The 16,753-nt window shown below is 73.3% G+C and carries 17 protein-coding genes; 6 read left to right on the top strand and 11 right to left on the bottom strand.

From position 1 onward, the window contains the following. Positions 1–38 precede the first annotated feature (38 nt). Positions 39–986, top strand: a complete 948-nt coding sequence (locus tag VKZ81_RS03730) for an NAD-dependent epimerase/dehydratase family protein (RefSeq protein ID WP_324239972.1) — start codon at positions 39–41, stop codon at positions 984–986. Further along, entirely contained in the window at positions 983–1,912 is a 930-nt protein-coding gene (locus VKZ81_RS03725) for an RNA polymerase sigma-70 factor (RefSeq protein ID WP_324239971.1), read from the top strand. Before VKZ81_RS03730 ends, VKZ81_RS03725 begins: the two co-directional genes overlap by 4 nt. Here VKZ81_RS03725 and VKZ81_RS03720 read toward each other — a convergent pair. Beyond that, positions 1,893–2,798 (bottom strand): AraC family transcriptional regulator, encoded by a 906-nt coding sequence (locus tag VKZ81_RS03720; RefSeq protein WP_324239970.1) that lies wholly within the window; start codon positions 2,796–2,798, stop codon positions 1,893–1,895. The two genes, VKZ81_RS03725 and VKZ81_RS03720, sit on opposite strands and share 20 nt — an antisense overlap. 124 nt (positions 2,799–2,922) lie before the next feature. Between VKZ81_RS03720 and VKZ81_RS03715 the strand changes: the two genes are divergently transcribed. Next, complete coding sequence (locus tag VKZ81_RS03715; protein ID WP_324239969.1) at positions 2,923–3,942, top strand: saccharopine dehydrogenase family protein; 1,020 nt, start codon at positions 2,923–2,925, stop codon at positions 3,940–3,942. A 9-nt stretch (positions 3,943–3,951) separates the two neighbouring features. Here VKZ81_RS03715 and VKZ81_RS03710 read toward each other — a convergent pair whose 3' ends face one another. From VKZ81_RS03710 to VKZ81_RS03695, 4 genes are all read right to left on the bottom strand, one after another. Further along, positions 3,952–4,872, bottom strand: coding sequence for a VOC family protein (locus VKZ81_RS03710; protein WP_324239968.1), 921 nt, complete (start codon positions 4,870–4,872; stop codon positions 3,952–3,954). A gap of 321 nt (positions 4,873–5,193) precedes the next feature. Continuing rightward, positions 5,194–5,481 (bottom strand): hypothetical protein, encoded by a 288-nt coding sequence (locus VKZ81_RS03705; protein ID WP_324239967.1) that lies wholly within the window; start codon positions 5,479–5,481, stop codon positions 5,194–5,196. Then, positions 5,478–6,026, bottom strand: coding sequence for an RNA polymerase sigma factor (locus tag VKZ81_RS03700; RefSeq protein WP_324239966.1), 549 nt, complete (start codon positions 6,024–6,026; stop codon positions 5,478–5,480). The genes VKZ81_RS03705 and VKZ81_RS03700 overlap by 4 nt, the downstream gene beginning before the upstream one ends. Continuing rightward, on the bottom strand, positions 6,023–7,501 hold the full coding sequence (locus tag VKZ81_RS03695) for a sodium:solute symporter family protein (protein ID WP_324239965.1): 1,479 nt from the start codon (positions 7,499–7,501) through the stop codon (positions 6,023–6,025). Before VKZ81_RS03695 ends, VKZ81_RS03700 begins: the two co-directional genes overlap by 4 nt. A 186-nt stretch (positions 7,502–7,687) precedes the next feature. Between VKZ81_RS03695 and VKZ81_RS03690 the strand changes: the two genes are divergently transcribed. The 3 genes from VKZ81_RS03690 (at position 7,688) to VKZ81_RS03680 (ending at position 11,016) form a co-directional block, all read left to right on the top strand. Next, a complete protein-coding gene (locus VKZ81_RS03690) occupies positions 7,688–9,838 on the top strand; it encodes a carbon starvation CstA family protein (protein ID WP_324239964.1) in 2,151 nt (716 codons plus the stop codon). Continuing rightward, positions 9,835–10,026: a YbdD/YjiX family protein gene (locus VKZ81_RS03685; RefSeq protein ID WP_324239963.1), complete on the top strand. Its 192-nt coding sequence runs from the start codon at positions 9,835–9,837 to the stop codon at positions 10,024–10,026. Before VKZ81_RS03690 ends, VKZ81_RS03685 begins: the two co-directional genes overlap by 4 nt. A 153-nt stretch (positions 10,027–10,179) precedes the next feature. Then, positions 10,180–11,016, top strand: coding sequence for a siderophore-interacting protein (locus VKZ81_RS03680; RefSeq protein ID WP_324239962.1), 837 nt, complete (start codon positions 10,180–10,182; stop codon positions 11,014–11,016). 48 nt (positions 11,017–11,064) lie between these two features. Here the strand turns inward: VKZ81_RS03680 and VKZ81_RS03675 are convergent, their stop codons facing one another. From VKZ81_RS03675 to secY, 6 genes are all read right to left on the bottom strand, one after another. Next, positions 11,065–12,447 carry an NAD(P)(+) transhydrogenase (Re/Si-specific) subunit beta gene (locus VKZ81_RS03675; protein ID WP_324239961.1) on the bottom strand — a complete coding sequence of 461 codons (1,383 nt, stop codon included), beginning with the start codon at positions 12,445–12,447 and terminating at the stop codon, positions 11,065–11,067. Then, positions 12,447–12,785, bottom strand: a complete 339-nt coding sequence (locus VKZ81_RS03670; RefSeq protein WP_324239960.1) for an NAD(P) transhydrogenase subunit alpha part 2 — start codon at positions 12,783–12,785, stop codon at positions 12,447–12,449. Before VKZ81_RS03670 ends, VKZ81_RS03675 begins: the two co-directional genes overlap by 1 nt. Then, complete coding sequence (locus tag VKZ81_RS03665; protein ID WP_324239959.1) at positions 12,785–13,891, bottom strand: Re/Si-specific NAD(P)(+) transhydrogenase subunit alpha; 1,107 nt, start codon at positions 13,889–13,891, stop codon at positions 12,785–12,787. The genes VKZ81_RS03670 and VKZ81_RS03665 overlap by 1 nt, the downstream gene beginning before the upstream one ends. Before the next feature lie 111 nt (positions 13,892–14,002). Continuing rightward, the gene (gene map / locus VKZ81_RS03660) at positions 14,003–14,830 is read right to left on the bottom strand and encodes a type I methionyl aminopeptidase (RefSeq protein ID WP_324239958.1); all 828 of its coding nucleotides are present in this window, start codon (positions 14,828–14,830) and stop codon (positions 14,003–14,005) included. Then, positions 14,827–15,381, bottom strand: a complete 555-nt coding sequence (locus tag VKZ81_RS03655) for an adenylate kinase (protein WP_324239957.1) — start codon at positions 15,379–15,381, stop codon at positions 14,827–14,829. The genes map and VKZ81_RS03655 overlap by 4 nt, the downstream gene beginning before the upstream one ends. 50 nt (positions 15,382–15,431) lie before the next feature. After that, a complete protein-coding gene (gene secY / locus VKZ81_RS03650) occupies positions 15,432–16,736 on the bottom strand; it encodes a preprotein translocase subunit SecY (protein ID WP_324239956.1) in 1,305 nt (434 codons plus the stop codon). Between the last annotated feature and the right edge of the window lie 17 nt (positions 16,737–16,753).

Below are 16,753 nucleotides of genomic sequence, written 5' to 3'. Positions count from 1 at the left end.
TCCGAGGTGGCGACGGGACGAGGGACGAGGAGGGACGGATGCGCGTCTTCGTGGCAGGAGGAACGGGTGCGCTGGGCAGGCGGCTGGTGCCGCAGCTGCTCGCGCGGGGGCACGAGGTGACCGCGACGACCCGCAGCGCGGACAAGGCGGGAGAGCTCGCCGCGCTCGGGGCGCGACCCGCGGTGGTGGACGGGCTGGACGGGGTCGCCGTCGGGCGCGCGGTCGCCGAGGCACGGTCCGACGTGATCGTGCACCAGATGACCGCGCTCGCCGCGGCGCCGGACCTGCGGCATTTCGACCGCTGGTTCGCCACCACCAACGAGCTGCGCACGGCGGGCACCCGGCACCTGCTGGCCGCGGCGCAGGCGAGCGGTGCGGAGAGGGTCGTCGCGCAGAGCTTCACCGGGTGGCCGAACGCCCGCACCGGCGGCCCGGTCAAGACCGAGGACGACCCGCTCGACCCCGAGCCCGCCGCCGCGCAGCGGGAGAGCATGGCCGCGATCCGGTTCCTCGAGCGCGCGGTGACCGAGGCGCCGCTCACCGGCATCGTGCTGCGGTACGGCACCTTCTACGGGCCGGGCGCGTCGGAGCCGATGGTCGAGCTGATCCGCAAGCGCGGGATGCCGATCGTGGGCAGCGGCAGCGGCGTGTGGTCGTTCATCCACCTCGACGACGCCGCGGCCGCTACCGTCGCGGCCGTGGAGCGGGGCAGCGCGGGCCTGTACAACGTCGTCGACGACGACCCGGCGCCGGTGGCGGAGTGGCTGCCGCACCTGGCCGCCGCGGTCGGCGCGAAGCCGCCGCGGCGCGTGCCGGTGTGGCTCGCGCGGCCGCTGGCCGGGGAGGTCGTCGTGCGCTGGATGACCGAGGGCCGCGGCGCGTCCAACGCGAAGGCGAAGCGCGAGCTGGATTGGCGGCCGCGCTGGAGCAGCTGGCGCGACGGGTTCCGGCACGCGCTGACCGACGCGGTGGGTGCCGCCCCGTGACCGAGCCCGACGAGGAGCCGCAGGCGCTGCGACCGCTGCTGTTCTCGATCGCCTATCGGATGCTCGGCTCGGTGAGCGACGCCGAGGACGTGGTGCAGGAGGCCTACCTGCGCCACCAGCGGGCGCTCGCGGACGGAACACGGGTCGAGTCGACGCGGGCGTACCTGTCGGCGGTGACGACGCGGCTGGCGATCGACCACCTCCGCTCGGCCCGCGTGCGCCGCGAGTCCTACGTCGGGCAGTGGCTGCCCGAGCCGCTGCTCACCGACGGCGGCGAGGACGACCCCGCGGCGCACGCGGAGCAGTCCGACTCGCTGTCGATGGCGTTCCTGCTGGTGCTGGAGCGGCTCAACCCGGTCGAGCGGGCGGTGTTCCTGCTCCACGACGTGTTCGGCTACGGCTACGACGAGGTGGCCCGCATCGTCGGCAAGAGCGAGGCGAACACCCGCCAGCTCGCCACCCGCGCCCGCAGGCACCTCGAGGAGAGCAGGCGGCGGTTCGACGCCTCGCGTGCGGAGCAGCGGCAGCTCGCCGAGCGGTTCTTCGCCGCCGTCACGGGCGGTGACGTCGACGAGCTCGTCGACATGTTGGCCGCCGACGTCGTCGTCTACGGCGACGGGGGCGGCAAGGTCCCGCAGTGGATGCGGCCGATCGCGGGCGTCGAGAAGGTGTCGCGCCTGCTCGGCGCGGTGGGCCGCCAGATCCGCGAGCTGGGCATCCGCCTGGAGCTGCGCCAGATCAACAGCCAGCCGGGGGCGATCCTGCGCGACCCGGACGGGTGCATCACCAACGTCTTCGTGCTCGACGTGGCCGACGGCGCCGTGCAGACCATCCGCTCGGTCATCAACCCGGACAAGCTGCGCCACCTCGGGCCGGTCGCCGACGTGCGGGCGCTCGCGCGCCGGCTCAGGTCGCAGCCGCAGTAGCTGCAACGGGCGCCCCGGCCCGCTCGCGGTACCGGCCCGGCGACACCCCGAACTCACGCTTGAACGCCTTCGCGAACGCGAACTCGGAGGCGTAGCCGACCCGCGCCGCGACGGCCCGCAGCGGGCGGTCGGACCCGCGCAGCAGCCGCACGGCCGTCGTCATCCGCCACCAGGTGAGGTAGGTCAACGGGGGCGAGCCGACGGTCTCGGTGAACCGGCGGGCGAACGGCGCGCGGGACAGCCCGCTCAACGCCGCGAGCGACCGGACCGTCCACGGCCGCTCGGGGTGGCTGTGGATGGCGCGCAGCGCCTCCGCGACAGCGGGGTCGGCCAACGCCGCGCTCCAGCCGGTCGCCGCGGTGGGCTGCTCGTCGTACCAGGCGCGCACCAGGTACACGAGCAGCAGGTCGAGCAGCGCCGACGTCGCCGCGGCCGCGCCGGGGGCGCCGCCGCCCTCGGCGGCGAGCAGGTCGAGCGCGCCGCGCAGGGCGGGGTGCCGCGCCGACCGCAGGTGCACGACCTCGGGCAGCTGCGCGACCAGCGGGTGCGGGCGGAACCGGTCGAGCTCGTAGGCCCCGCACAGCATCCGCGTGCGCGGCCCGTTCCCCGCGCCGATGCCGGGCCGGCCGAACTCGACCAGCGGCGTGGTCGGGGTGTCGGCGATGGCGTGGCCGCGCCCGTGGGGCAGGAACACCACGTCGCCCGGCCCGACCGGCACCGGTTCCCCGTCCGCGGGGATGACGACGCCACCGCCCTCGAGGACCGCGTGGAACCCGGCGGCGTCGTGCGCGGGGAACCGGATGCCCCACGGTGCCGCCGGCTCGGTGCGCGAGGCGTGCGGCCGCCCGGTGCGCATGGCGGCGATGACGTCGCTCAGCACGTCCACGCCTCGAGCGTACGGCGGCCGCGGGCCGGGGCGAGACGATCGGGCATCACCACCGGACCCTGGGACATGGGCCGCCGGGCCCGCCGTCCCTAGCGTCGGCCCCGACCGACGGAAGGGGAACGACATGAAGCTCGCCGTCTTCGGCGCGAGCGGCTTCACCGGGGGCCTGGTCACGGGCGAGGCGCGCCGCAGGGGCCTGTCCCCCGTGCTCGTGGGCCGCAACGGGGACCGGCTGCGCAAGGCGGCCGTCGCCGCAGGCGTGGCCGACGCCGAGGTCCGGGTCGCGACCCTGGACGACCCGGCCGCGCTCCCCGCCGCCTTCGCCGACTGCGACGCCGTGGTCAGTGCGGTCGGCCCGTTCACGCTCTGGGGCGAGCCGGTGCTGCGGGCGGCGCTCGCGGCCGGCTGCCACTACGTGGACACCGCCGGGGAGCAGGGCTGGATCAAGCACGTGCTCGACACCGCGGGCCCGGCCGCGGAACGGGCCGGGGTGAGCGTCGTCCCGGCCATGGCCGACGACGGCGGGCCCGGTGACCTGATCGCGCACCTGACCGCTGGCCGGCTCACCGACGTCGCCGACCTGCTGGTCGCCGACGCGCGTCCGCCCGGCGCCGCCTCCCGGGGGACCGCCCGCTCGATGGTCGCCGCGACCGACGCCGTCCCGCTCGAGTACGCGGACGGCGCGTGGCGCCCGGCGGCGGCCGGAGAGCGCCGGATCGGCGTTCCCGGTGAGGCCGAGGAGGTCGTCCTGACCCCGTTCCCGCTGCCCGGCGTGGTCACCGTGCCCCGGCACGTCCGCGCGCGGCGCGTGCGCGCCGGCATCCGGGCCGAGGTGGCGCGGCTGTTCACCGCGCTGACCCCGGACGCGGTCGACTCCGTGCCCGAGGTGCTGGACGCGCGGGCGCGCAGCGGCAGCCGCTGGCTGATGCTGGTCGAGGCGACCGACGGCGGCGGGCGGCGGGCCCGCGGCTGGGCAGGTGGGGCGGACCCCTACGGCCTCACCGCGGTGATCGCCGTCGAAGCCGCGTGCCGGCTCGCCGCCGGTGGCGCCCCGGCAGGGGCGCTCGCGCCGGCCCAGGCGTTCGACGCGGCCTCGTTCCTCGACGCCCTCGCCCCGCACGGCGTCACCTGGCGGGTCGCCTGACCCGGTCGATCACGCCGCCCGGAAGACGACCGCCGCCCCGTGCGCGGCCGCGGCCGGCACGAAGAGATCCCCGGCCGGGGTCGTCCGCAGCGGGAACCCCGCGCCGGCCACGAGCGCGCGGACGTCGTCGGGCCGGCGCACCGTCACCACGTAGCCCGCGAACGCCGGGAGCGCCGGGGGCCGCTCGCCGGGTAGCACGCCGTCCACCCCGGACGCCGCGACGAGCGTGATGCGCCCGCTGTCCAGCTCGAACGAGCGCAGCGGGCCCTCATCCCGCGCGGGGCGGTCGAGGTAGCGCCGGTACCGGCGGGTGTGCGCGGCGAGCTCGTCGTCGGGGACGCACAGGAGCACCTCCACCAGCTCGAGGGCCCCGTTCGGGTGGTCGGCGCGCCCGGCCCCGGCGAGGTCCTCCGCGACCGCGAGCCGGCCCTCGGGGGCGTCCGGGTCGAGCTCCAGCCAACCGATCGGCACCGGCACGCCTCCCGCGGGGCCCGGGCGGTGCACCCGCTGCACCCCGCCGTGCGGGACGCCGCCGGCCGTGAGCCGCGCGGCCGTCGCGTCGGCATCGGACGTCCCGAGCACGAGGATGTGCAGGCCCTCGAACCGGGCGAGCGCGGACGACAGCCGGGCCGCTGTGGCGGCGATGCCCGCCGAGACCCGCTCCGCCGCGCCCAGCGGCACGTCCAACGGCACCACGACGGCGTCCGCGGGCGGGCCGTCGCCGTCGACGACGGTGACCAGCTCGACGAAGCCGCGGCCCAGCTGCACGTGGGTGTTGCCGGCCCCGACGGCCCGCGGCGGCCGCCCCGGGGCGGGCGGGAGCGCCGGGAACTCGGGCGCGGGCACCGCGAACCCGAGCCGCCGGTAGCAGGCGGCGGCCGCCGCGATGTCGCGCACGACGTGCCCGGTGTGGTGCAGGTACGCGGTCATGAACACCCCCGGTCCGACGGCCGAGCCTCTCACGCCGGCCCACTACCACCGTCGAGCGGATCGCCGACGCGGCGGAGGTGTCACCGAGCACGGTCTTCCGCTGCTCCCCGCGAGGCGGTGGCGCGGACGTCCGCCGAGCGCCGGAGGCCGACCGCGCTGCCCGGCTCGAGCACGACGTGGCGGTGCGCGCTCACCGGCGCTGGTGCTCGGCGTGGCCGTGCGGGTGTTCCTCGCCCCCGGGGCCGATCCGACCCGGCGCCCCGCGGCCGACCTCGACGAGTCGCTCGCCGTGCTGGAGGCGGGCCGGCCGCTCCGAGCAGCTCAGGGCTGCCCGATGCGGTCCACCTGCGCGGGCGCCTCGGGGCGGTGCGCCGGGTCGGAGAAGATCACGTGGGTGTTCGGGTCGGCCTGGCTGAGCGCCCACAGCCCGACCGCGTCCGCCGCGGCGAACACCAGGGCGGCGAGGATCGCGAGCACGAGCCGCCTGCGCCGGTACCGCCGCCGCCAGCCCGCGCTGGCCCGCCGGTAGGCGTCCGGGTCGACGCGCACGCCCGAGGCGAGGGCGTCGAGCGCCTCGCGCAACCGCTCGTCGGCACCGGGCGTGCTCATTTGCGCTCCTCGAGCACCCGCGACAGGGCGGCCATCCCGCGGGAGACGTGCACCTTGACCGATCCCGGCGAGATGCCCATCGCGTCGGCGATCTCACTCTCGCGCAGATCGAGCCAGTACCGCAACACCAACGCCTCCCGCTGCCGTGCTGGTAGCGCGCGCACCGCGTCCACCAGCGCTTTCTGGTCCTCCCGGAGCACGGCGCTCTCCTCGCCGGAGGCGACGTGCCCCTGCTCGTCGCCCGAGCGCGCCGCGTGCTTGCGCACCACCTGCAGGTGCCGGATGCGCATCCGCGTCAGGTTCACCACCACCGAGCGCAGGTACGTGGCGGCCGCCTCCGGTGAGCGCAGCCGCGGCCACCGGCGGTAGAGCTGGTAGAAGGCCTCCGCGACGACGTCCTCGGCGTCGTCGGCGCCCAGCAGCACCGCCAGCCGCACCAGCGGCAGGTGGTGGATCTCGAACAGCTCGGCGATGGCCGCCTCCCGGTCCGAGTCGGTCCCGGTGCGCGCTGCGGCCCCGCGCGGCCGGGTCCCGGTCTCCGTCACGGCACCACCTCCGCGCGCCTCGTGAACACCGGCGTGAGCAGGGCCGCCACGGCGAGGTTCACCGCGAGCGCGACCACGGCGACGTAGAGCAGGACGGGCCCGATCGCCACCACCGACGTGAAGCCGCCCGCGACGGCCAGCACGGTACCCACGACCATCCCGGCCGCCCACCCGGCGAGCAGCGCCGAGCGGTGCCACCAGCCGGTGAACAGCCCCACCGCGACGATCGGGAACGTCTGCAGGATCCAGATGCCGCCGAGCAGCTGGAGGTTGATGGCGTCCTGCTCGCGCAGGCCGAACACGAACGCGAGCGCGGCCACCTTCGCCAGCAGCGACACCCAGCGCGCCACCCGCACCTCGTGCTTCGGCGTGGCGTGCGGCAGGAAGAACTCGGCGTAGACGTTGCGGGTGAACAGCGCCGCCACGGCCACCGACATCACCGCGGCGGGCACGAGCGCGCCGACGGCGAGCGCGCCGAACACCGCGCCGCTCGCGAGCTCCGGCAGCACGTCGCGCACCAGGAGCGGGACGGCGACCTCCGCGTTGCCCACCGGCGCCACGACGCCCGCGGCCAGCGCGGCCACGCCGAGCAGCCCGAACAGGCCGAGCACGAACGTCCACGCGGGCATGGCGACGGTGCTGCGCCGCAGCGCGTCCGGGCTCTCCGCGGCGAACGCCGCCGTGAGCACGTGGGGGTACATCGGCAGGGCGAGGGCCGATCCGAGGGCGAGGGTGGCGAACGCCGGGTGCAGGGCCGGGTCGAGCAGCAGGGCCCCGCCCCCGCCCGCGTCGTGCAGCTCGCGCTCCGCCCGGGCGAACACGGTGGCGAACCCGCCGAGGCGGCCGACCGCCACGGCCAGCACCCCGAACGCCACCCCGAAGATCAGCACGCCCTTGACCAGGGAGATCACCGCGGGGACGCGCAGCCCGCTGCGGAACGTGGCCCCGGCGAGCACCGCGAAGACGGCGGTGAGGGCGAGGTCGCCCGCGAGCCCCTCCGGGTAGAGCCCGCCGGCGGCGAGCACCGCGCGCACGCCGAGCAGCTGCAGCGCGATGTAGGGCATGGTCGCGAGCACCCCGGTGAGCGCGACCACGAGCATGAGCGCGGGCGAGTCGTAGCGGACCCGCACGTAGTCGGCGACGGTCACCGCGCCCGTCCGCCGGGCCGCCGCCCACAGCCTGGGCAGCAGCACGAACAGCACCGGGCAGAGGATCACCGTGTAGGTCAGCGGGAAGAAGCCCAGCGCGCCGGTGCCGTAGGCGAGTCCGGGCACCGCGGCGAACGTGTAGGCGGTGAAGATCGAGCCGCCGAGCAGGAACCAGGTGACCCCGGTGCCGAACCGCCGGTCGCCGAGCGCCCAGCCCTCCAGGTGCGGCAGGACGTCGCGGCGGTGGAACCAGCGCGCCGTGAACCCCAGCATCGACGTCACGCCCAGCACGGCGATGAACGCGAGGGTGGCCAGCGGCTCGTCCATGGCCCCCACACCTCATCAGGCACTTCGGCCGAAGTCCATGCCGGAACCGGAAAAAGGTTCCGACGGCTGTCAACCGGGCGCGAGGGGTCGGCAACTACTGCTCGGACCGCGGCGACGTCGCCGCGGAAGGCGAGGAGATGTGATGTTGCACATGCTCGTGCCCGGGCACCTCCCGGGAGGGAACGCATGACGCTGACCGAAGCGCGGTCGCGGATGAACCCGCGATCGATACTGATCTGGACGGCCGTCGCCATCGTCGGTGCGGTGGCGTGGGGCGTGCTCGCCCTGGCCCGCGGGGAGAACATCTCCGCGATCTGGCTGGTGGCGGCCGCACTGGGGTCGTACGCGATCGCCTACCGCTTCTACGCGCGGTTCATCGTCAGGCGCGTCCTGCAGGCCGACGACAGCCGGGCGACCCCCGGCGAACGCGTGAACAACGGCACCGACTTCCAGCCGATGGACCGGCGCGTGCTGTTCGGCCACCACTTCGCGGCGATCGCGGGTGCGGGCCCGCTCGTCGGTCCGGTGCTGGCCGCGCAGATGGGCTACCTGCCCGGCACGATCTGGATCATCGTCGGCGTCATCTTCGCGGGCGCCGTGCAGGACATGGTCGTGCTGTTCTTCTCGATGCGCCGCGACGGGCGCAGCCTCGGCCAGATGGCCCGCGACGAGATCGGGGTCGTCGGCGGCATCGCGGCGCTGATCGCGGTGTTCGCCATCATGATCATCCTGCTGGCGGTGCTGGCGCTGGTCGTCGTGAACGCGCTCGCGCACTCGCCGTGGGGCACGTTCTCCATCGCGATGACGATCCCCATCGCGCTGTTCATGGGCGTCTACATGCGCAGCATCCGGCCCGGCCGGGTGGTGGAGACCAGCCTCATCGGGGTGGCGCTGCTGCTGCTCGCGATCCTCGCGGGCGGCTGGGTGCAGAACTCCAGCTGGGCCGAGGCGTTCACCCTCGACCCGCGCACGCTGGTGATCTGCCTGGTGATCTACGGCTTCGCGGCCTCGGTGCTGCCGGTGTGGATGCTGCTCGCGCCGCGCGACTACCTGTCGACCTTCATGAAGATCGGCACGATCGTGCTGCTCGCGCTCGGCGTCGTCTTCACCGCCCCCGTGCTGCAGACCGAGGCGTTCACCCGGTTCGCGTTCTCCGGCGAGGGGCCGGTGTTCGCCGGGTCGCTGTTCCCGTTCGTGTTCATCACGATCGCGTGCGGGGCGCTCTCCGGCTTCCACGCGCTCGTCTCGTCGGGTACCACGCCGAAGCTGATCCAGAAGGAGTCCCAGGTCCGGCTCATCGGCTACGGCGCGATGCTCATGGAGTCCTTCGTCGCGGTCATGGCGCTGATCGCCGCCTGCATCCTCGACCCGGGCCTCTACTTCGCGATGAACGCGCCCGCGGGCCTGCTCGGCAGCACGGTCGAGTCGGCGTCGGAGGCGGTGAACAACCTCGGGTTCCAGATCACGCCGCAGGAGCTCAGCGCGGCCGCCGCCGCGGTGCAGGAGAGCACGCTGGTGGCCCGCACCGGCGGGGCGCCCACCCTGGCCGTCGGCATGTCGGAGATCTTCTCCGGCGCCTTCGGCGGCGACGCCCTCAAGGCGTTCTGGTACCACTTCGCGATCATGTTCGAGGCCCTGTTCATCCTCACGACGGTGGACGCGGGCACCCGGGTGGGGCGCTACATGCTCCAGGACACCCTGGGCAACGTCTACAAGCCGTTCTCGGACGTGAACTGGAAGCCCGGCCTGTGGTTCACCAGCGCCGTCGTCGTGCTGGCGTGGGGCTACTTCCTGTACGCGGGCGTCACCGACCCGCTCGGCGGCATCAACCAGCTCTTCCCGCTGTTCGGCATCGCCAACCAGCTGCTGGCGGCCGTCGCGCTGACGGTGGCGACCACGATCCTGATCAAGACCGGGCGCGCGAAGTACGCATGGGTCACGCTCGTCCCGCTGGCCTGGGACGCGGCGGTCACGCTGACGGCGAGCTGGCAGAAGATCTTCTCCGCCGACCCGAAGCTCGGGTTCTTCGCCCAGCGCGACCGCTACGCCGCGGCGCTGGAGGAGGGCCAGGTGCTCGCCCCCGCGACGGACCTGGACGACATGCGCGCCGTCGTGACGAACTCCACGGTCGACGGGGTGCTGTCGATCCTGTTCGCGGCCCTGATCGTCATCGTGATCGCGAACGCGGTGGTGGTGTGGTACCGCGCGCTCACCTCGAGCGAGCCGCTGCCCAGCACCGAGGTGCCCGCGGTGCCCTCCACCATCGTGGCGCCGTCGGGGCTCATCGCCACGGCCGAGGAGAAGCGGGCGCTGGCGGCGGCCGGGGAGCGGTCGTGACCTCGCTCGCCGAGGCCTGGCGGGGCGTGCGCTGGTACCTGCGCGAGCTCACCGGGGAGTCGCAGTACGAGCGCTACCTCGAGCGGCACGCCCGCGAGCACGCGGGCACCCCGCCGCTGTCCCGGCGGGAGTTCGAGCGCCGCCGGATCGACGGGCTGGAGCCCAGGCCCGGCAGCCGCTGCTGCTGAGCGCCCCGGCCCGATCGCAGCGCGGCCACCTCCATGCCACACGTGGCGTGGAGGTGGCCGCGCTGCACCGGGGGCCGCCCCCTGGCCTCGCCGGGCGTGGTGAGGCTAGCCTTACCTCGTGATCTCTCTCGACCAGCCCGCCGCGGGGGCCTGATGGGCACCCAGCTGGACCTGCTCACCGCCCGCGTGCAGTCCGTGCGCCCCCTCGGACCCAACATGATCCGGATCGTCCTCGGCGGCGACGGTCTCGCCGGCTACGTCCCGGCAGGCGTGCCGGACGAGGCGGTCGCGCTCTGGTTCCGGGGGCCGGACCCGGCCGCGGACCCGATCGGCCGCAACTACAGCGTCCGGTCCTACGACGCGGCCCGCTCCGAGCTCACCATCGACTTCGTCGTGCACGACGGCGGTGTCGCCGCCCGGTGGGCGCGGGGCGCCGCCCCCGGCGACGAGGTGGAGCTCAGCAGGCCGCGCTGCTGGTACCGGCCGGCCGCCGACGCGCGGTGGCACCTGCTCGTGGCCGACCTCACCGGGCTCCCCGCGCTCGCCCGGATCCTCGAGGAGCGCGACCCGGCGGTGCCCGCGCACGTCATCGTCGAGGTCATCGACGACCGGGAGCTCGCGCTGCTGCCGCGGGTGCCGGGCGTCACCGTCACCGCCAGCACCGGCACCGGCAACGGGGTGGCACCCAGCGTGCTGGCCGAGCGGGTCCGCGGGCACGCCCTGCCGCCCGGCCCCGGGTACGTCTGGTTCGCCGGCGAGGCGAGCGAGGCGCGGGCCGTGCGCAAGTTCCTGCGCAACGACCACGGCTGGAGCCGCGACCGGCTCGACGTCATCGGCTACTGGCGGGTCGACGCCGAGCGCTGGACCGCCCGCTACCAGCGGATGCAGGACGAGCTGATCGCCGTCTACCAGCGCGCGCTGGAGTCCGGCCGCGACGAGAAGGAAGCCACCGAGCTCTACGACGACGCGCTCGAGCGCGTGGGCCTCTGAGACCCGTGCGTGGTGGCCGCGCGGGTGCGGCCACCACGCACGGGCCGGTCAGAGCGCCTTGAGCTCCTCGGTGACCTCGGTGACGCTCTTCTTCGCGTCGCCGAAGAGCATCGAGGTGTTGTCGGCGTAGAACAGCGGGTTGTCGATGCCGGCGAAGCCGCTGCTCATCGAGCGCTTGAGCACGATCACCGACTTCGACTCGTCGACGTTGAGGATCGGCATGCCGTGGATGGGCGAGTTCGGATCGGTGCGCGCCGCCGGGTTGGTGACGTCGTTCGCCCCGATCACGAGCGTGACGTCGGTGCGGCTGAACTCCCCGTTGATCTCGTCCATCTCCTTGAGCGAGTCGTAGGGGACGTCGGCCTCGGCGAGCAGCACGTTCATGTGGCCGGGCATCCGGCCCGCCACGGGGTGGATGGCGTACTTGACCTCCACGCCCCTCGCCTCGAGCAGGTCGGCCATCTCCTTGACCGCGTGCTGGGCCTGCGCGACCGCCATGCCGTAGCCGGGCACGACGATGACCTGCGACGCGTAGGCCATCTGGATCGCGGCGTCGGCCGCGGACGTCGCCTTGACGGTGCGCTCGACGCCGTCGCCCGCGCCCGCCTGCGCGCCGCCACCGCCGAACCCGCCCGCGACGATCGCCGGGATCGACCGGTTCATCGCCTTGGCCATCAGGTTGGTCAGGATGGTGCCGGACGCGCCGACGATCATGCCGGCGACGATCATCGCCGTGTTGTCCAGCGCGAGGCCGGCCGCGGCGGCCGAGAGGCCGGTCAGCGCGTTGAGCAGGGAGATGACGACCGGCATGTCGGCGCCGCCGATCGGCAGCACCACGAGCACACCGAGGAGCGCGGCGAGCACGAGCAGCCCGATGATCCAGATCTGCGGGGCCCCGCCGAGGCCCGCCACCACTGCACAGGCCACGGCGCCGACCAGCAGCAGCCCGTTCACCGGCTGCTGGGCCTTGCCGAGCCCGATCGGGCGCCCGGGCAGGATCTCCTGCAGCTTGCCGAACGCGATGAGCGACCCCCAGAACGAGACCGAGCCGATGATCGCCGCGAACAGCGACGCCACGATCACGTGGACCGGCTCGCCGGAGAAGCCCTCGGACGTGCGGAACTCCGACCACGCGATGAGGGCGACCGCGCCGCCGCCGACGCCGTTGAACAGCGCCACCATCTGCGGCATCGCGGTCATCTTGACCTGCCGCGCCGACGGCACGCCCAGCGCGGCGCCGACGACCAGGCCGATGATGATCAGGAGCCAGTTGTGCTCCACCTGCAGGAGCGTGGCGCCCACGGCGATCGCCATGCCGACCGCGGCGATCCAGTTGCCGCGCACCGCCGTCTTCGGGCCGGTCAGCCCCATCAGGCCGTAGATGAACAGCGCGAACGCGATGATGTAGAGGATCGCGACGAGAGCGTCCATCAGGAGCGGCCCTTCCCGTTCGACGCGATCTTGTCCGCGGCCGGCGCCTGCGGCTTGGTCTTGAACATGCCGAGCATCCGGTCGGTCACGAGGAAGCCGCCGACGACGTTGATCATGCCGAACGCGATCGCGACGACCAGGATGATCGCGTCCACCACGGACGGGTTCTCCAGGTGCCCGAGCACGATCAGGCCGCCGAGCAGCACGATGCCGTGGATGGCGTTCGTGCCCGACATCAGCGGCGTGTGCAGCGTGTTGGGCACCTTCGAGATCACCGCGAAGCCGACGAAGCCGGCCAGCACCAGGATCGCGAGGTTGGCGAGCAGTCCGGTGTCCATCAGTTCCTCCCGCGGGTGACGCAGGACTTCGCGAGCACCTCGTCGTCCCAGTTCGGCGCGACCGCGCCGTCGTCGTCCAGCACCAGTTCCAGCAGCGCGGAGATGTTGCGGGCGTAGAGCTCCGAGGCGTGCTCGGGCATCGTGGCCGGCAGGTTGAGCGGCGCGGCGATCGTGACGTCGTGCTTCACGACCACCTCGCCGGGCTCGGAGAGCTCGCAGTTGCCGCCGCTCTCGCCCGCGAGGTCGACCACGACGCTGCCGGGCCGCATGCCCTTCACGGCCGCCGCGGTGACGAGCGTGGGGGCGGTGCGCCCGGGCACGTTCGCCGTGGTGATGACGACGTCGAAGCCCGTGATCGCCTCCTCCAGGCGCTTCTGCTGCTGCGCGCGCTCCTCGGCGGTGAGCTCGCGGGCGTAGCCGCCCTCGCCGACGGCCTCGATGCCGAGGTCGAGCCACTGCGCACCCAGCGAGCGCACCTGGTCGGCCACCTCGGGCCGCACGTCGTAACCGGTGGTGCGGGCACCGAGCCGCTTCGCCGTGGCGAGTGCCTGCAGGCCGGCCACGCCCACGCCGAGCACGAGCGCGGTGGCCGGCTTCACCGTGCCCGCCGCCGTGGTGAGCATCGGGAAGTAGCGCGTGCAGTGCTCCGCGGCGAGCAGCACGGCCTTGTAGCCCGCCACGTTCGCCTGCGACGACAGCGCGTCCATCGACTGCGCCCGCGAGATCCGCGGGATCGCCTCCATGGCGAAGGCCTGCACCCCGCGTTCGGCCAGCGCGTCGACCGTCTGCGGTGAGGTCAGCGGCGCGAGGAAGCCGATCAGCGTGCCGCCCTCGCGCAGCCTGCCGATCTCCTCGGCCGTCGGCGGGTTCACCTTGACCACGACGTCGCACGGCCACGGATCGCCGATCGTGGCCCCCGCCTGCGTGAACAGTTCGTCGGGGATCAACGCACCGAGCCCGGCCCCGGCCTCGACCACGACGTCCACACCCCGCGTGCGGAGCTTCTCGACGACCTTCGGCACCAAGGCGACCCGGCGCTCTCCGGCGGCAGACTCGCGCGGCACCCCGACGGTGGTCCGCCGCGGTACTGTGGATTCTGTATTCACAAGACAGGAGCGTAGCCCAGCGTGCACCCGTCCAGGTGGGGAGTGTGACCTGGGCCGTTCCCCGCCCCGCCACTCGACCGATACAGGCCGACCTGCGGGTCCGCCTTGCGGTCAGTCCGGCAACGTCAGGATGCGGGGCCCGTCCTCGGTGATCGCCACGGTGTGCTCCCAGTGCACCGCGCGGCTGCCGTCGGCGGTGACGACCGTCCAGCCGTCCTCGAGCTCCCGGGTCTCGGGGTCGCCCGCGGTGAGCATCGGCTCCACCGCGAGCGCCATGCCCGGCACCAGGCGCGGCCCCTGGCCGGGCTCACCGTAGTTGGGCAGGAACGGGTCCATGTGCATCGCGGTGCCGATGCCGTGGCCGCCGTACTCGGCGACGATCCCGTACCGGACGCCGTCGCGCTCGCCCGCGGCCTCGGCCGCCTTCTGCACGGCGTGCGAGATGTCGGTGAGCCTGCCGCCGGGGCGCACCGCGCGGATCCCGGCGTGCAGCGCCTCCTCGCAGGCGGCCGACAGGGCGAGGTCGGCGGCCGACACGGCGCCGATCGGGATGGTGACCGCAGCGTCGCCGTGCCAGCCCTCCAGGATCGCCCCGCAGTCGACCGAGATGATGTCGCCGTCCTCGAGGACCTGGGTCGGGGCCGGGATGCCGTGCACGATCTGGTCGTTCACCGAGGCGCAGATCGACGCGGGGTAGCCGTGGTAGCCGAGGAACGACGGGATCGCGCCGCCGTCCCGGATCGTCTGCTCGGCGAGCGCGTCCAGCTCGGCCGTGCTCACGCCGGCCTTCGCCGCCTCGGCCACGGCCGCGAGCGTCCGGGCCACGAGCGCGCCCGCGGCGCGCATCGCGTCCAGCTCACCCGGCGTCTTCAGCTCGATGTCGCGGCCCCGCCACCGCGCGATGAGCCCGCGAACGCCCCGGCGCCCCGCACCGTTCATCGATCCCGCAGCGCGTCGGACACCCGGTCGGTGATCTCCTCGACGGCACCGACGGCGTCGATCGACACGAGCCGGTCGCGGTAGTGCTCCAGCAGCGGCGCGGTCTCCTCGCGGTAGACCTGCTGCCGGCGGCGGATGACGTCCTCGGTGTCGTCGGTGCGGCCCCGACCGAGCAGCCGGCGCACCAGCTCGTCCTCCGGCACCTTCAGCTCGACGACCGCGTCGATGTCCTCGCCGCGCTCGGCGAGCAGCTGGTCGAGCGCGCCCGCCTGGCTCAGGTTGCGCGGGAAGCCGTCGAGGACGAAGCCCTTGGTCGCGTCGTCCTCGGCGAGGCGATCGCGCATCATCGCGATGGTGACGCTGTCGGGCACCAGCTCACCCGCATCGATGTACCGCTTCGCCTCGAGCCCGATCGGCGTCTCCGCCCCGGGCTTGAGGTTGGCGCGGAACAGGTCCCCGCTCGAGATGTGCGGGACGTCCAGACGCTCCGCGAGACGCACCGCCTGGGTGCCCTTGCCCGCGCCTGGTGGACCGACCAAGAGAAGACGCACGCGACACCGACCTCCTGTACTCGACGACGAACCGAACCGACCGACGGACGCTAACGCAGGAAACCGTCGTAGTTGCGCTGCATGAGCTGGCTCTCGATCTGCTTCACGGTGTCGAGGCCAACTCCGACCATGATCAGCACAGCGGTGCCCCCGAAGGGGAAGTTCTGGTTCTGGCCCGTGCCGGTGATGCCGAGGAAGAAGTTCGGCAGCACGGCGATGATGCCGAGGTACAGGGAGCCGGGCAACGTGATGCGGGACAGGACGTACTGCAGGTACTCCGCGGTGGGCCTGCCGGGGCGGATCCCGGGGATGAACCCGCCGTACTTCTTCATGTCGTCGGCCCGCTCCTCGGGGTTGAACGTGATGCCGACGTAGAAGTAGGTGAAGAAGATGATCAGCGCGACGTACAGCGTGATGTGGACCCAACTCGACTGGTCGACGAGATAGGTCTGCACGAACTGCGCGAACGAGCCCGTGCTACCGGCCAGCCGGGAGATGAGGTCCGGCAGGTACAGCAGGGACGAGCCGAAGATGACCGGGATGACGCCGGCCTGGTTGACCTTCAGCGGCAGGTAGGTGGACGTGCCGCCGTACATGCGGCGCCCGACCATCCGCTTGGCGTACTGGACGGGGATGCGGCGCTGGCCCTGCTCGACGAACACGACGCTCGCGATGATGGCCAGGCCGAAGAAGCAGACGCCCGCGAAGATCAGGCCGCCGTTCTGGAGGATGTTGGCGCCCTCGGCGGGGATGCGCGCCGCGATCGAGGTGAAGATCAGCAGCGACATGCCGTTCCCGATGCCGCGCTCGCTCACCTGCTCGCCGAGCCACATGATGAGCGCGGTGCCCGCCGTCATCACGATCACGATCACCACGAGCGTGAAGACGGTGGAGTCGGGGATGATCGGCAGGGCGCAGTTGGCGAACAGCTGCCCGCGGTCGGCCAGCGCGACGATACCGGTGGCCTGCAGGATCGCGAGGGCGATGGTCAGGTAGCGGCCGTACTGGAGCAGCTTGCTCTGACCGGACTGCCCTTCCTTCTTGAGCTGCTCGAAGCGCGGGATGACCACCGTGAGCAGCTGGATGATGATGCTCGCGGTGATGTACGGCATGATCCCGAGCGCGAAGATCGACAGCTGCAGGAGCGCGCCACCCGAGAACAGGTTGATCAGCGAGTAGATGCTCGCGTTGTCGCTCTGCTCGACCTGCTCGATGCACTGCTGGATGTTGGGGTAGGACACCCCGGGCGACGGGATCGCGCACCCGATGCGGTACACCGCGAGGATCCCCAGCGTGAAGAGGATCTTCTTCCGCAGGTCAGGCGTGGTCAGTGCCGACCGAAAAGCGCTGAGCACTCGGTGATCCTCCTGTA

The organism is Pseudonocardia sp. (genome assembly GCF_035305885.1).
In the GTDB taxonomy this organism is placed as follows: Bacteria; Actinomycetota; Actinomycetes; order Mycobacteriales; family Pseudonocardiaceae; genus Pseudonocardia.
This window is presented reverse-complemented; position numbering and strand designations above follow the sequence as displayed.

What these genes read in the sequence shown, in the direction of transcription:
- VKZ81_RS03705 (WP_324239967.1), bottom strand. Translation starts at nt 5,481, where the DNA reads ATGAGCACGCCCGGTGCCGACGAGCGGTTGCGCGAGGCGCTCGACGCC.
- VKZ81_RS03675 (WP_324239961.1), bottom strand. Translation starts at nt 12,447, where the DNA reads ATGGACGCTCTCGTCGCGATCCTCTACATCATCGCGTTCGCGCTGTTC.
- VKZ81_RS03680 (WP_324239962.1), top strand. Translation starts at nt 10,180, where the DNA reads ATGGGCACCCAGCTGGACCTGCTCACCGCCCGCGTGCAGTCCGTGCGC.
- VKZ81_RS03715 (WP_324239969.1), top strand. Translation starts at nt 2,923, where the DNA reads ATGAAGCTCGCCGTCTTCGGCGCGAGCGGCTTCACCGGGGGCCTGGTC.
- VKZ81_RS03730 (WP_324239972.1), top strand. Translation starts at nt 39, where the DNA reads ATGCGCGTCTTCGTGGCAGGAGGAACGGGTGCGCTGGGCAGGCGGCTG.
- VKZ81_RS03670 (WP_324239960.1), bottom strand. Translation starts at nt 12,785, where the DNA reads ATGGACACCGGACTGCTCGCCAACCTCGCGATCCTGGTGCTGGCCGGC.
- map (WP_324239958.1), bottom strand. Translation starts at nt 14,830, where the DNA reads ATGAACGGTGCGGGGCGCCGGGGCGTTCGCGGGCTCATCGCGCGGTGG.
- VKZ81_RS03690 (WP_324239964.1), top strand. Translation starts at nt 7,688, where the DNA reads ATGACGCTGACCGAAGCGCGGTCGCGGATGAACCCGCGATCGATACTG.
- VKZ81_RS03695 (WP_324239965.1), bottom strand. Translation starts at nt 7,501, where the DNA reads ATGGACGAGCCGCTGGCCACCCTCGCGTTCATCGCCGTGCTGGGCGTG.
- VKZ81_RS03710 (WP_324239968.1), bottom strand. Translation starts at nt 4,872, where the DNA reads ATGACCGCGTACCTGCACCACACCGGGCACGTCGTGCGCGACATCGCG.